Origin of the sequence: Bradyrhizobium sp. AUGA SZCCT0160 (genome assembly GCF_018130105.1) — a bacterium.
Classification (GTDB): Bacteria; Pseudomonadota; Alphaproteobacteria; order Rhizobiales; family Xanthobacteraceae; genus Bradyrhizobium.
The window spans coordinates 1-14,232 of the sequence record NZ_JAFCMD010000029.1; the positions used below are offsets into that span (position 1 = coordinate 1).

A 14,232-nucleotide genomic window follows, 5' to 3' on the forward strand; every position below is an offset into this window, starting at 1 on the left:
CCGCCGAGATGGCACTCTCGGTCCTCGCCTATAACCTGACACGGGTCATGAACATCGTCGGGACCAAGCCGCTGATGACTGCGATCGCGGCCTGAGACCGAACCGGTCCTGGCTTCTCACCGACTTCCTTAGAAGGGCGTTTTTACACGACCAAGACCCTTAGCGGACGTTACGTTTCCTTCCCAGTCTGCTACGTTGGCCCGCAACTTGGGGTTCGGCATGAAGCGACGTGTGCTTATTGCAGCAATTTGCGGCGCAGTACTCTGGTGTTTAGGCGCACGAGCGCAGCCAGCTAAAGTTTGGCGTATTGGGTTTCTACGTGCCGCCCGGCCTCCTCAACGCGAGCTTGATGCTTTCCTGCAGGCGCTCTCCGACAAGGGTTTCATCCAAGCTCGCAACTTCGTTCTCGTCGAGCAGTGGGGCGACGGAAATGTTAGCCGGCTGCCAGAACTCGCCGCCGAGTTGGTGAACAAGAAAGTTGATATCGTCGTTACGGAGGGCACAATTCTTGTGCGGGCTGTTGCCGCCGCCAGCAGCACAGTTCCTATCGTAACAGCTTCGGCGGCGGACCCATTCATGGGGGGCCTCATCAAGAACCTGTCGCGTCCGGGTGGAAACGTAACTGGCTTTGCGAGCATGGAGCGAGATATTTCCGGTAAAGTCTTCGAAATAATCAAAGAGATGGTGCCGGGCCTTCAACGAATTGCCGTCCTTTCGGCCCGCTCGATCTGGGGCCTCTTTGCTCCCGGGCAGGATCAGGCCGCGAAGTCGCTTGGCGTCGAGTATAGCTTTGTTGAGATGCAACGACCGGAGGAAGTGGGTTCTGCAATGCGCGAGGCGCTTGCCCGTGGTGCCCAAGGTATTGTGATCCGTGGCAGTCCATTTTTTTCATCAACCCAGCGGCGCCTCATAATCGATAGTGCGGCGGAACACAGGCTCCCGACGATCTATGAGCGCCGTGATGACGCTGAGCAGGGTGGGTTGGTCAGCTACGCTCCCGATATCCAAGACCAGTATCGTGCCACCGCCGAGTATGTCGTCAGAATATTGGGGGGTGCTAGTCCGGGAGAACTTCCAATCCAACAGCCGACAAAATTCGACCTGATCATCAACCTCAAGACCGCAAGGGCGCTTGGCCTGAATGTATCTCCTGCGCTCCTCGCGAGCGCATCAGAGGTTATTGAATGATGTCGCTTTCTGGCACCTTTGAGACATGCCGATGGACGCTGAAAATGTCTGCTTATCGGGGTAGACCGGAAGTGGTCGGCGCATGGTCAAAACGACGCGATTGACCCAACAGCGACATTGGCTGTGCAATGCGGCAATCGTTTTGATGCCGGTTTCAGCCCCTATCAAAGTACTCGTTTGAACCGATAAGATGCCGTCTCCTGAGCTTAAGGGTCGGACATGCAGCGGCGCGAGTTCATCACGCTCCTAGGCGGTGCGGCGGCGGGTTGGCCGCTTGCTGCGCGTGCGCAGCAGCCGGCGATACCGGTGATCGGATTCCTCAGCGGCAGATCGCCGGACGATTCCGTGGCCAATGTGGCCGCGTTCCGTCGCGGGCTAGGCGAGGTCGGATTTTTCGACGGGCAAAACGTAGAGATCGATTTCCGCTGGGCGCTGGGTCATTACGATCAACTGCCGGCTCTGGCGGCCGACTTGATTCGCCGCAAGGTGACGGTGATCGTTGCGACCGGGGGCGGCATCACGTCGGCTCAAGCGGCTAAGGCCGCGACCGCGGCCATTCCAATTGTCTTCGTGGCCGGTACGGACCCGGTCGCGTCTGGCCTTGTCGCCAGCTTCAACAAGCCTGACGGCAACCTAACGGGCGTGAGCTTCATGATAAGCGCGCTGGCGGCAAAGAAGTTTGAACTGCTGCACGAACTGGTGACCAAGGCAACGGTGATCGGCATGCTCGTGAATCCGAATTTTCCGGATGCCAATATACAGCTGCGAGAGGCGCAGGCGGCGGCGCAGGCGCTCGGGCGGAAACTGGTTGTCGTCAATGCCGGCACAGACGACGAACTAAAGACGGCTTTTGCAACGCTCCTGCAACAGCGAGTCGAAGCGCTCGTTGTTGCCGCTGATCCGTTCCTTATCGCCCACGCGGAACAACTGGCCGCGCTTGCGGCGCACCATGCGATGCCCGCAATGTACGCTGTGCGCGAGCATGCAGTGGCCGGGGGTCTCATGAGCTACGGCACTAGCATCACCGACGCGCATCGTCAGGGCGGCATCTACGCGGGGCGAATTCTCAAAGGTGCCAAGCCCGCCGACCTGCCGGTCTTGCAATCGACCAAGTTTGAGTTCGTTATCAACCTCAAGACCGCCAAGGCGCTCGGCCTCGAAATTCCGCCAAAGGTGCTCGCCATCGCCGACGAGGTGATCGAATAGAGAGGCAATTTGCTGCGGTGCATGAGTCTCCTTGTGGCACTTTTCGGACCTGACGCTCCTGATCGGCGATGTCCGCTGATCGGGGAAGAGCGGAAGTTCGCGGCGCGCTGTCAAAGTGACGCGTTTGACCCAACTCGGACATTGGCCGCACCGTCGACAGTTGATCGGTGCGCCTTTGCACTTGCCGCTTAGTCGAAGAATGTTAGGTTTGCGTATTGCGCAAAGTGCAGCCCCGATGGAGGGCGAATGCAGCGGCGCGAGTTCATCTCACTTCTCGGCGGCGCGGCAGCTGTATGGCCGCTGACCGTATTCGCGCAGCAGCCGGCGTTACCAGTAATCGGCTTTCTCAACGGTGCTTCGCCCAAAGAGTTGGAGTCTCGCGTAGTTGCGTTCCGCGACGGCCTTGCGGAAAAAGGCTATGTCGAAGGCCGCAGCGTCGCCATCGAATACCGATGGGGATTGGGTCAATACGAACGGCTGCCAGAAATGGCGGTTGATTTGGTTCGCCGTCGCGTGGCGGTGATTGCCGCGACGGGTGGGGTGCCATCTGCGCGAGCTGCAAGAGCAGCGACTTCCGAAATTCCGATCATCTTTACGATGGGCGCCGATCCCGTTGCATTCGGGCTCGTCGCCAGTTTGAATAGTCCCGGCAACAACCTTACTGGAATCACACTTCTTTCAGGTGAGATCGTGTCGAAGCGGATTGCTCTGCTGCACGATTTGCTTCCAGGAGCCAAGCTGTTGGGTGTTCTTGTGAACTCAACCACGCCTGCTAGTGAGGCCGAAGGAGCGGCCGCAGAAAGCGCCGCGCGGACGCTTGGATGGGAAGTGAAAGTACTAAGAGTCGGTGAAAGGTGGGATTTCGACGCCGCTTTTCAGCCAGCAGTACAAGAACCCCTGGAGGCCCTTCTTGTAACCACCGATCCAATTTTCGAAAGCCAGCGCGAGCGAATTGTTGCACTGGCGGCGCGCCTCGCAGTACCGACAATCTATGCTTTGCGGGAGTACACCGTGGCTGGTGGTCTTATGAGCTATGGTGCGAGCATCAACGAAATGTACCGACAGGCCGGCGTGTACGCAGGCAGAATCCTCAAAGGTGAAAAGGCCGCTGACCTTCCGGTGATGCAAGCATCCAAGTTTGAGTTGTTCATCAATTTGAAGACGGCAAGGACGTTGGGAATCCGGGTTCCGTCACCGCTGCTCGCGCTTGCCGACGGGGTGATCGAATAAACTGGCCGATGTCCGAGTCTGGCACTTTTCGGACCTGACGGGCTTGGCTGACAATGTCCGTTATTGAGGTGCCGGCTCAACCGGTCGCCGCAACACAGGCGTTAAATCTCTCTGCTCAGACCCGGCAGGGAGCGGCATGAAAGCTCGGGGCCATTCGCAAGTTAACGCTTCTGCGGATATCGTCCTTCATCTAACCAGGCCGGCGCGGCTACTATCGGCAGTATAGGCGCACGAACAGGAACCATCAATGTCGACGGCGCGGGATCGCTCCTCGACGTCGGCGGTTCCCTCTCATTGCTGTCTGCAGGAGCTTGGCAACATGAAGTGTGAGCAATTTAGCACAGTCGGTTAGTTCCCCTGTGCGGCATAGCTGGTGCGGACGACATTGTTTCACATCGGTTTGCGCGGGCCGGCAAGGTTGGAATTTCCGGAACTGCCAAGCGCTGAATCACTGGATCAAACGGACCCATCTCGAAGCTGCGAAAAATGTTCTTCGAGCATGACGCACTTGGGAGACCTTCCATGCTTGCTTGGCGCAGCCGCAATGAGAATTTTCCGTTGCTACGTGTGCGACCATGTCGTCTCGGATGAATGGTAAGATCTGACGAACAGCCTCAGCGCGGCTAGCGCACTGAGACTGTCAAGGTTGGGCATCGAGGTCGGATTGGCACCTCGAGACGTGTCGGCCTATCTGAGAAATTCCGTTTACCGGGGTAGACCGGAAGTCGCCGTGGTCCGGCCAAACCGACGCGAATGACCCACAAGGGACATGATGTTAAGGGTTGACCCGCTCGTCTGATCAGTTTGAGATCGCGCGCGCTCATCTGATCGGCTATGGTGGCGATATGGGTCCTCTAGGATGATGAGGCCATTCAGTGGCACCTGAAATTCGCTACGCGAAGAGCGGCGATGTTCATATCGCCTATCAGGCCTTTGGAACTGGCCCGGTCGACCTCGTCATAATCCCGGGCTTTATTTCCAACATCGAGCACTATTGGGATTGGCCAGAAGCAGCTCACTGGCTGAACCATTTAGCAGGCCGGGCGCGAGTTATCCTGTTCGACAAGCGAGGCACGGGTCTTTCCGATCGCCTGGGCCAGTTGCCTGGTCTCGAACAGCGAAAGGACGATGCTCGGGCTGTGATGGATGCCGCCGGGGTTGAAAGGGCGGCTGTCATGGGCGTTTCGGAGGGTGGATCACTTGCAGTGCTCTTTGCTGCCGCCCATCCTGAACGCTGTTCGGCGCTTGTGTTGTACGGTGCTTTCGCGCGGTTTTCAGACTGGTTTCCGACAAAGCAGAAGCTTGACTCGTTTCTTGACTATGTCGACACAAAATGGGGTACCGGTGAGAGCCTTGCGGCGTTTGCCCCGTCGAAGAAGGGCGATATGGAATTTCAACGTTGGTGGGGCCGGTGGGAAAGACTCGGCGGCAGCCCATCAGCAGTAAAGAGCTTGATGCGATTGAATAGCGGCATCAACATTGATGGTATCCTGCCGTCGGTTCGCGTCCCCACTCTCATATTACACCGAACAGAAGATCCGACAGTCAGCATTCAGGCCGGGCGTTTTCTGGCAAGCCACATTCCGCACGCGAAGCTGATTGAATTAGAAGGGCCCGACCATATGTGCTGGTTTGGTGACAACGCAACACTCATTGCCGATACGATTTTGGATTTTGTTGTGGAGCCAGGCGCCGAAACACGAACCACAACGGCGTCACGGCGAGTGCTGACGACGATCCTATTTACCGACATCGTCGCTTCTACGGAACGAGCTCGGGAACTGGGGGACAAGGGCTGGCGCGAGTTACTGCAAGCACATGATGCGACTGTTCGTCGGGAAATCATGCGCTTTCGTGGGAACGAGATAAAGTCGACGGGAGATGGGTTTCTGGTCGACTTTGATGGCCCAGCACGGGCAATCCGGTGTGCAATGGCGATTATGGAGGCGATGGCACCGATTGGCATTCAAGTTCGCGCGGGGCTGCATACCGGAGAAGTGGAGCGGAGCGACGGGGATGTGCTCGGGATTGCCGTTCATCTTGCGGCACGTATCATGGATACCGCGACAGCAGGTGAAGTAGTCGTTTCAAGGACGGTTAAGGACCTTGTCGCTGGCTCAGGCATCGAACTCGATGACGCGGGTGAGCATTTTTTGAGGGGCCTTGAAGAGAAGTGGCAGCTATTCAGGGTCAGGACGGCGGCGTAACTTTTGACGGATATTCGAAGCCGTGCCTTCAAGGGAGATGGCAATGTGGCAGCCGGATGGATGGGGGTGGCGAGCGCGAATAGGATTGCTAACTCCCCACGCAGACATCGGGCCAGAGGCGGAATTCGGAGCCATGGCCCCGGACGGGGTTTCGATCCACGCAACCCGCGTCCCTCTTGGCGTCTATGCTCCAGGTGGGAAGATGGATCAGAAAATTGCTGACGATCCCGTGCGCGCCTTTGCCGAGCCGCCGCTCGTGGACGATGCCGCCGATCTGTTGGCAGCAGCCCCGCTCCATGCGATCGTATATGGCTTCACCAGTAGCAGCTATGTGCGAGGTGCAGCCGACGATGCGGCGCTCAAGAAGCGCCTGGAAGCGCGCACCCGAGGTATCCCTGTGGTCATTCCGTGCGCGGCGGCCGTCCTCGCCTTCGCCTCACTCGGCGTAACAAAGCTCGCACTGATCAACCCTCCTTGGTTCTCTGCCGAGCTCAGTCAACAGGGTGCCGGATACTTTCAAGGAGAGGGACTCGAAGTGGTCCACAACGGCTCGGCCGGCCTGCCCTCAGACCAGCGCGCCATACATCCCGGCCAGCTTTATGAGTGGGTCCGCGCCAACACACCCAGGAGCGCCGAAGCGGTCTTCATTGGCGGCAATGGCTTTCGGGCCGTCGGAACCATCAAGGCTCTGGAAGAGGACCTCGCACGGCCGGTGTTGACAGCGAACCAGGTTGCGTTTTGGCATGCCCTGCGCATCTCAGGCACGCGCGCATCGATTGTTGATTACGGTCAGATATTCGACCGCGAACTGCCAGCTTCATAGGGTCTGCACGCGCGACCTGTCTACTTCCGTTCATGGCACTTTTCGGACCTGACGCTCCTGATCGGCGAGCTGATCGGGGAAGAGCGGAAGTTCGCGGCGCGCTGTCAAAGTGACGCGTTTGACCCAACCCGGACCTCGACGAGCAGACCACAATTGGCGGGAACTCCTGCTTCCGTACTCTGAAAAAGGCCGAGGCGCATAGCAGTGAAGCTCTGGATTATTTATGATGAGAGCAGTAAGCTGCAGCTTGAAACCCCTGGATCAGGGGAAAGACGAATGAGCATCGTGCTGCGACCCGGCGCGCCGTCGGATGCCACCATTTGCGGCAAAATCTGCTTCGAGGCGTTCAGGGCGATTGACGACGAGCACAATTTCCCATGGGATTTTCCATCGGCAGAGGTGGCGACGCAGGTCTTGATGATGCTGCTGTCAAACCCGGGGTTCTACTCGGTGGTCGCCGAAAAGGACGGAAATGTTGTCGGCAGCAACTTTCTCGACGAACGCGGCTCGATTGCTGGCCTCGGGCCGATCACAGTTGATCCGACGTCACAGAACGCGACGATCGGGCGCCGGTTGATGCAGGCTGCGCTCGACCGCGCGAGCGAGCGGCGTGCGGCCGGGGTGAGGCTGCTGCAATCCACATTTCACAATCGTTCTTTGTGTTTGTACGCCAAGCTCGGCTTTGACACCCGCGAGACGATCTCGAAAATGAACGGCGCGCCGTTGGGCGTCAGATTGCCGGGGTACGACGTGCGTCCGGCCCGTGCTGCCGATCTCGCGGCCTGCAACTTGTTATGCCAGCGGGTTCACGGTCACGATCGTTGCGGCGAACTCGACGACGCGATTAATGCAGGGACAGCGCGGGTCGTCGAGTATCTTGGCCAGATCACCGCCTACGCGACGGATGTCGGGTTCTTTGCCCATGCCGTCGCCGAGACTAACGAAGGTCTGAAGGCCCTGATCGGATCTGCTCCGGGCTTTCCCGGCGGCGGCTTTTTGGTCCCGACCCGCAATAGTGAACTATTCCGCTGGTGCCTGCAAAATCGTCTCCGACTCGTGCACCAGATGACCCTAATGACGATCGGCCTCTACAACGAGCCCAAGGGCGCTTATCTGCCGTCGGTACTCTATTGAGCAAGGAGCCTCGGCGCAGCGCCGTCAGCGGCCAGATCTCTGCCATGGCCGCAGTCCGACAAGCGAGACGTCGCTGTAAACGTCTGCTCGCGAGCTTGTGTCTGCTTGGAATTTCACATCATAAGCCAAAGCCAACCAGGGCATTGGGCGATGTTGGCATTTCAGTCCTCAGCGACGATCTTGCACGAGCCATCTCCGATCCGCATAGGATCGGATGTCGATCTTCATCAGCATTACGGCTCGCGCTCGATCCTCACGACCGGCTCGAACGTGATCCGCTTGATCGGCTTGGGTTTCGTCACCCGCGTCCCACAACTCTTACACATGCTGCGATCCGGGTCGGCCCAGAAGTCTTCCATCGCCCGCCTGAAATGGACAACGATGTCCTTGCAGTCGAACTCTATATCCTCGACTAGCGCATGGCAGTTGTCGCAGTAGAACTGAAGGTGCTCGGTTTCGCCCGGCGGACGCCTTCGTTCCACCACGAGGCCCAGCGTGTTCGGCGGGCGCGTCGGGCTGTGCGGGACGTTGCTCGGGATGAAGAACGTCTCGCCCTCGCGCACGGGAGTGTCCTTGATCCGCCCGTCCTCGACGATGCGCACGATAATGTCGCCCTGGAGCTGATGGAAGAATTCCTCGCTGTTGCTCTGGTGAAAGTCATTGCGCGCGTTGGGACCGTTGATGAGCATCACGAAGAAGTCCTCGCCGTCGTAGAGATATTTGTTGCTGACGGGCGGGACCATCTCGTGGCGGTGCTGCTCGACCCATTTCTTCAAATTGATCGACGGCAGCGTACGCGCTGGGGCGGATGTGGTGGTCTTGTCGTCTTTCGGAGAATAGGCGATCGCCATGTTCAGTTCTCCTCAGTTCTAACCGATGCTATCACGAGACCGGATGGGAATCGAACCCACCTGGGGCCCGCTGACGACGGCTCTCAACTAAGTCAAAGGCGCTGTCTCATTGCAGGCCATCTAGCTCCACTAACCGAAGCTGGTTGAAATTGCCTCGCGACGGCAAAAGCAGCGCCCGTTAGTTCACAGACACTAGGCATGCTATGCACTTCTGCTTCTGGCACTTTTCGGACCTGACGGGCTTGGCTGACAATGTCCGTTATTGAGGGCACAGCGGACCTCCCGATTGAGCATCCGGACTTCTCGGCTTGACCCAGGCCGGACAATTACGGTTTGAACGCCAAGTGTCGGCCCGCGTTGCTACTGGGCGCCATGTGAGGTATGTATTCGGACATGCAGAGCACCAGTTTCGAGGACGCGCTGTCCGCGCGCGTCGACGATATGCTCGACGCCTGCACCAGGTGCGGCGCTTGCTTTGCTGCGTGCCCGATCACTGAACCGGCAGGCCTCGCGGCGTCGGACCCGTCCGCAACGGTGACGGGCGTGCTCGACATTCTGAGGCTCGGTGCGGGAACGGCCGAGGCCGAGAAATGGGCCAAGGCCTGCACGCTGAGTGGCGAGTGCATCAAGGTGTGCGATTATGGTGTCAACCCGCGCTTCCTTCTCGCGATGGCGCGGCTCGCGCTCACGCGCAAGGGCAGCGAGCCGCCCGCGCGGCGCAAGCGCGGCGTCGACGCCTTCAGGAAGATGAGCCAGGACGTGAGCGTGCTTTCGCAGCTTCAGCTCTCGGAGGAGGCCTTGATCCGGCTCGGTCAACGACCGTCCAGGCAGCCGCCGCGCGTCGAATTGCCGGACCTCGTATTCTATACTGGCTGCAACGTGCTGAGGACCCCGCACCTGGCGCTGCTTTGCCTCGATATCATGGATGTTCTTGGCATCGACTATCAGGTCATGGGTGGACCGTCCCACTGCTGTGGCATCCTGCAGCTACGCGCCGGCGATACCGACACCTCGTCACGTTTTGCCTGCAACACCATTTCCAAACTTGCACAGTCGAAGACCGGCGAAGTGCTGTCGTGGTGCCCAAGCTGCTTCGTGCAATTCTCCGAGAACATGCTGCCGACCTTCGAACGTACAACCGGAGAAAAGCCATTTGACATGACGCCGTTCATGCGATTTCTGCATCGCAATCTCGATACGTTGCGGCCGTTTCTGAAGAACCGGGTCGAGCTTGACGTCGCGCTGCATCGGCATCCAGGGGTGGCTGGCGTTGCCGAGGCGGCAGAAGAGTTGTTACGGGCAGTCCCCGGCGTCACTATCGTCAAGCTCGACGTTCCGGCGGTCGGTCTGCAAAGCAACAGCCTTGCATCGTTGCCCACGTACCAGAGAGAGCTGCACCTGAAAGAGCTGGAGCTGGCCGCGAAAGCCGGCGTCGACGCCCTGATATCGGTTTACCATACCGACCATCGCGAGCTGTGCGCGCATGAACGCGATTGGCCGTTCAGGATTCTCAATGTCCTCGACATTGTCGGTACCTGCATGGGGCTGCACCAAGACGACCACTACAAAACGATGAAGATCAAGCAGGACGTCGACGCGATCATTGGTGACGCCTCGGATCTCATCAAGCGGCACGGCGTCAATCTCGACACCGCACGCGCTGTGATTGTTAATGGCATGCTTGGAGATCAGCCGCTGCCCCTGCGCGATACCCGACAGCGACCTTGAGCTACTTCGTGGTTGGTGCGCAGATTAACCGAGCAATCCAAGAGTAACGCAGTAAACGAAGCCTGCATGACGTGCTCACTGCGCGTTGGGCAGATGTCGGCTAATGGGGCACCTTTGAGACATACTCACCTATCCAGCGAATGTCCGTTCACCGGGGTAGATCGGAAGATGCGGTGGTCCGGCCGAACCGACGCGATTGACTCTTAGCTGACCTAGTGGGCCACGAGGTCGCTTGCGGAATTATGGCACCCGTGCGTCCATCTCAGGGTGCAACACCATGCTCTCGCGCGCGGTCGCTTCATTCCGCGAACCGACGAAGATAGCAGGCGTTGCGCCGCGATTGATCGCGACGTGCAGCACGTTCGCCGGAATGTAGACGAAGTCCCCCGGCTGGACCGTATCGCAGTGCTCAAGCTCATCTCCGGTCCAAAGCTCCAGAATGTCTCCGCTCATCATGTACAGCGCGGTTTCGTGGTGCTCGTGCACATGCGCTCTCGTGCGGCCGCCGGACGGCAGCGCCATCAGGCCGAGCCAGACTACCTCTGATCCGGTGGTTTCGGCGCTGACGCCAGCCCGGTAATCCGAACCCTGCGGGACACGGTGCTCCGGCCCGGCCTTCACAACAATCCCGCGACGGCTGGTTGTGGCGGCTGATTTCACCTTAGTTGCGCTCGAATTGCTCATCGTTCTCTCCAAGGGTGTGTCGATGACGGGAGAATGTGGTCCGGCTGCGCAAATGTCTCAAAATGCGCTCCGAAAAGTTCCGAATTTTTGCGAATGGTGGCTACTCAGCGTACTTTCGTGGGGCTACGCTCGTCTGATGCAGCGGCTTGCCTTCGGCCCGTTTGTCTTCGATCCCGCGCGCGGCGTACTGCTGCGTGACGGACGACCGATGGCGGTCAACCAGAAGGGCGTTCGCCTGCTTGCCGCGCTGCTGCGAGCGCCCGGCGAGGCCGTCTCAAAGGCCGCTTTGATGGATACGGCGTGGCCCGGGACCACCGTCGAGGAAAGCAACTTGTCAGTTCAGATCGCTGCGCTGCGCAAGCTTCTCGGCGCGGCCCACGATGGCGGCGAATGGATCGCGACGGTCCCGCGAGTTGGTTACCGCTTCGCTGGCGCGATGTTGGGCGCGGAAATGCCGACTGAGAGCGCCGATGTCTTAGATGTGCGGCCGCTGATCGCGGTGCTGCCGTTCGGCATCGTCAGCGAGGAACCAGGCAAAGAATACCTCGCCGACGGCATCACTGATGACATAATCACCGCGCTCGCGCGTTATCGCTGGTTTCGCGTTGTTGTCCGCAGCTCGGCCTTCGCTCTCCGAGACAAGGCCGTAGATCAGCTCGGCGCGCGCTATGCTTTGCACGGCAACGTGCGCTATTCCGGCGAGCGACTGCGGATCTCGGCGCAACTGATCGATACGAGCGATGGCGCGCATCTGTGGGCCGAACGCTATAATCTCGTGATGGCCGATGTGTTCGCCATTCAAGACGAAATTGCCGAGCGCGTGGTCGCGGCAATCGAGCCTGAGCTTCTCAAGAGCGAGTCGCGGCTGGCGATCGTGCGTCATACCGGCAATATGACGGCGTGGGACTTGGTAAGACAGGGTATGTGGCATTTTCACAAGGTGACCTGTGAAGGGCATCGCGCCGCGCGCGACCTGTTCCGTCGCGCCTGTACAGCCGATCCGGACCTCTCGGAGGCGCATTCCTGGCTCGGCCGGGTCAGCGCCGGCATCATCGCGTACGGGTGGAGCGATGATGTTGCCGCCGACGGGCGGGAGGGGATGCAGGCCGCTACCCGCGCGGTCGCGCTCGACCCGCGCGATCCTTATGCGCACTACTCTTTCGCCATCGTTAGCTGCTACGCCGGCTCCGCCAACACCGGCGCGCTCGCGGCGCAGAGCGCGATTGAACTCAATCCGAGCTTCGCGCTCGGCCATCTCGTGCTTGGAATGGCACGGCTATTCGATGGCGATGCAGGTCGCGCGATGGCTTCTTTTCGGCACGGGCTCACGCTCAATCCTAATGACCCGCAGAACGTGGCGTGGCACATCTTGCTGGCCTACGCCGAACTTCTCAGCGATATGCCGGATAAGGCGCTGGAAAGCGCGAACCGGGCGCTGGCCTTGCGTCCCGTGTTTGGTCCGACATTCGAATTGCTGTGCTGCTGCACAATGGCGCTTGGGCGGCGCGATGACGCCCGCCGATGGGCCGAACGCGCGGAAGAGGTTCATGGCCCAGAAGGTCGCTTCGTTGCGCCAATTAGAGCCAGTCAACTTGGGTACGACAAACGCATCGCTGATCTACTACGGATTGCAACCGCGTGAACCAATATGCCCGACTTTGGCAGCGAGTTCAATTGGTCAGCGCAACACTCTAATCTTTATCAAAGATGGAGTGTGGACATGAACCAGCGACGTCGCATTTATTACTCGGCCGCTCAGCGGTCCGAGATCTGGGATCGCTGGCAAGCCGGCGAGCCCATGAGTTCGATCGGGCGCGGGTTGACCAGGAGTCCTCGCCAGTCTTCTCTGTGATCTCGCCAACGGGTGGTATCCGCCCTCCAGATCGGTGCCGAGCCAAAGATAAGCTCAGCCTTTCTGAACGAGAGGAGATATCTCGATGGCTCAGCATGCGCTGCTCGTTGCGGTCGATCGCGCGCCATTTGGGACGATCTGCGTCAACCATCAGCCGTGAAGTCCAGCGCAATGGCGGAACGGATCGCTATCGGGCTGCCGGGTCCGATCAGGCCGCCTGGGATCGGGCGCGGCGTCCAAAGCTTTGTAAGCTGGCTTGCCGTCCGTTCCTGAGGCGGACAGTATCGACCCTGCTGCGGCGGCAATGGTCACCGGAGCAGATTGCCGGCTGGCTAAAACGCATATATCCGGTGGAGCCTCAAAAGCAGGTGTCGCACGAGACGATCTATCGCAGCCTGTTCATCAGGCGCGCGGCGTGCTGAAGAAGGAGATTCTTGAGCACCTGAGGGCGAGGCGCACGGTCCGCCGATCCAGGCACGCAAGCATCAAAGCGGAACGGGCTCGGCCAGATTAAGAACGCCGTATCCATCAGCGAACGACCGCCGTCGGTCGAAGATCGTGCGGTCCCCGGTCATTGGGAAGGCGATCTGATCGGTGGGTCGAGGAATAGCTATATTGCAACGCTTGTCGAGCGCCATTCGCGCTACGTGATGCTGGTCAAAGTTGCCAAAGCGTCGTCTCGGCACTGATCAAGCAATCGCAGCGATTGCCCGGCGAGCTTTACCGGTCGCTGACCTGGGACAGGGGCAGGGAGCTTGCCGACCATCGCCTGACATTGGCCACCGAGGTAGAGGTCTATTTTTGTGACCCTCGGTCTCCCTGGCAGCGCGGCTCAAACGAAAATACCAACAGATTGTTGCGCCAGTATCTTCCGAGGGGCACCGATCTGTCCTTGCACAGCCAGGCCCAGCTCAGTGCCATCGCGAGGCAGCTCAACGAAAGGCCGAGAAAGACCTTGCTCTGTCAGACGCCGGCTGAGAAGTTCGCAGAATGTGTTGCAGCGATCGGTTGAACTCGCCGCACTTAGCGGACGTCGCGTCGGCGCTGGTCGATGTCCGCTATCGGGGGGCAAAGGGGACATCTGCGTCCTCCAGCCAAGCATAGGAACGCCGCCCATGCGATATGCCACTAAGGGCTTCTCTCGCCGGTCTGGCCGGTGCAGGCGGTTCAGATGGTCACTAGATACAGGTTAGCGGCAGCCAGTTCATTCGAGCCCGCAATGTTCGGTCGCCGCGCGGGCGTCCTACGGTTTCCCTGTTATGTTCGCGACGATACCTGTTCGCCAAATAAAATTCCCTGTTAGTTGCGCAGGGAATTGGCCCGAAAGAC

The 14,232-nt window shown here is 59.3% G+C and carries 10 protein-coding genes and 1 pseudogene; 9 read left to right on the forward strand and 2 right to left on the reverse strand.

Annotated elements, in window-relative coordinates:
- The first annotated feature begins 219 nt into the window (after positions 1 to 219).
- The 6 genes from JQ558_RS32905 (at position 220) to JQ558_RS32930 (ending at position 7,788) form a co-directional block, all read left to right on the forward strand.
- A complete protein-coding gene (locus tag JQ558_RS32905) occupies positions 220 to 1,188 on the forward strand; it encodes an ABC transporter substrate-binding protein (protein WP_212296351.1) in 969 nt (322 codons plus the stop codon).
- A gap of 219 nt (positions 1,189 to 1,407) precedes the next feature.
- Positions 1,408 to 2,394 carry an ABC transporter substrate-binding protein gene (locus JQ558_RS32910; RefSeq protein ID WP_212275555.1) on the forward strand — a complete coding sequence of 329 codons (987 nt, stop codon included), beginning with the start codon at positions 1,408 to 1,410 and terminating at the stop codon, positions 2,392 to 2,394.
- Positions 2,395 to 2,640: 246 nt separating this feature from the next.
- Complete coding sequence (locus JQ558_RS32915; RefSeq protein ID WP_212296352.1) at positions 2,641 to 3,624, forward strand: ABC transporter substrate-binding protein; 984 nt, start codon at positions 2,641 to 2,643, stop codon at positions 3,622 to 3,624.
- Between the two features lie 875 nt (positions 3,625 to 4,499).
- Positions 4,500 to 5,831 carry an adenylate/guanylate cyclase domain-containing protein gene (locus tag JQ558_RS38215; RefSeq protein ID WP_212275559.1) on the forward strand — a complete coding sequence of 444 codons (1,332 nt, stop codon included), beginning with the start codon at positions 4,500 to 4,502 and terminating at the stop codon, positions 5,829 to 5,831.
- Between the two features lie 202 nt (positions 5,832 to 6,033).
- Positions 6,034 to 6,654, forward strand: a complete 621-nt coding sequence (locus JQ558_RS32925; RefSeq protein WP_212275562.1) for a hypothetical protein — start codon at positions 6,034 to 6,036, stop codon at positions 6,652 to 6,654.
- A gap of 276 nt (positions 6,655 to 6,930) precedes the next feature.
- Entirely contained in the window at positions 6,931 to 7,788 is an 858-nt protein-coding gene (locus JQ558_RS32930; protein WP_212275564.1) for a GNAT family N-acetyltransferase, read from the forward strand.
- Between the two features lie 233 nt (positions 7,789 to 8,021).
- On the opposite strand, the gene nbaC is transcribed toward JQ558_RS32930, so the two are convergent.
- A complete protein-coding gene (nbaC, locus tag JQ558_RS32935) occupies positions 8,022 to 8,639 on the reverse strand; it encodes a 3-hydroxyanthranilate 3,4-dioxygenase (RefSeq protein ID WP_212275567.1) in 618 nt (205 codons plus the stop codon).
- Between the two features lie 441 nt (positions 8,640 to 9,080).
- Between nbaC and JQ558_RS32940 the strand changes: the two genes are divergently transcribed.
- A complete protein-coding gene (locus JQ558_RS32940; RefSeq protein WP_249142745.1) occupies positions 9,081 to 10,367 on the forward strand; it encodes a (Fe-S)-binding protein in 1,287 nt (428 codons plus the stop codon).
- Positions 10,368 to 10,607: 240 nt separating this feature from the next.
- On the opposite strand, the gene JQ558_RS32945 is transcribed toward JQ558_RS32940, so the two are convergent.
- Positions 10,608 to 11,051 carry a cupin domain-containing protein gene (locus tag JQ558_RS32945; protein WP_212275571.1) on the reverse strand — a complete coding sequence of 148 codons (444 nt, stop codon included), beginning with the start codon at positions 11,049 to 11,051 and terminating at the stop codon, positions 10,608 to 10,610.
- On the opposite strand from JQ558_RS32945, the gene JQ558_RS32950 reads away from it, so the two are divergent.
- Together JQ558_RS32950 and JQ558_RS32955 are read left to right on the forward strand one after the other, a co-directional pair.
- The gene (locus JQ558_RS32950) at positions 11,044 to 12,693 is read left to right on the forward strand and encodes a winged helix-turn-helix domain-containing tetratricopeptide repeat protein (protein WP_212275573.1); all 1,650 of its coding nucleotides are present in this window, start codon (positions 11,044 to 11,046) and stop codon (positions 12,691 to 12,693) included. The genes JQ558_RS32945 and JQ558_RS32950 overlap by 8 nt on opposite strands.
- Before the next feature lie 78 nt (positions 12,694 to 12,771).
- A pseudogene (locus tag JQ558_RS32955) lies at positions 12,772 to 13,915 on the forward strand (IS30 family transposase).
- Positions 13,916 to 14,232 lie beyond the last annotated feature (317 nt).

Coding starts and splice junctions, on each gene's coding strand:
- JQ558_RS32930 (WP_212275564.1), top strand. CDS start 6,931: ATGAGCATCGTGCTGCGACCCGGCGCGCCGTCGGATGCCACCATTTGC.
- nbaC (WP_212275567.1), bottom strand. CDS start 8,639: ATGGCGATCGCCTATTCTCCGAAAGACGACAAGACCACCACATCCGCC.
- JQ558_RS32910 (WP_212275555.1), top strand. CDS start 1,408: ATGCAGCGGCGCGAGTTCATCACGCTCCTAGGCGGTGCGGCGGCGGGT.
- JQ558_RS32940 (WP_249142745.1), top strand. CDS start 9,081: ATGCTCGACGCCTGCACCAGGTGCGGCGCTTGCTTTGCTGCGTGCCCG.
- JQ558_RS32905 (WP_212296351.1), top strand. CDS start 220: ATGAAGCGACGTGTGCTTATTGCAGCAATTTGCGGCGCAGTACTCTGG.
- JQ558_RS32945 (WP_212275571.1), bottom strand. CDS start 11,051: ATGAGCAATTCGAGCGCAACTAAGGTGAAATCAGCCGCCACAACCAGC.
- JQ558_RS32915 (WP_212296352.1), top strand. CDS start 2,641: ATGCAGCGGCGCGAGTTCATCTCACTTCTCGGCGGCGCGGCAGCTGTA.
- JQ558_RS32925 (WP_212275562.1), top strand. CDS start 6,034: ATGGATCAGAAAATTGCTGACGATCCCGTGCGCGCCTTTGCCGAGCCG.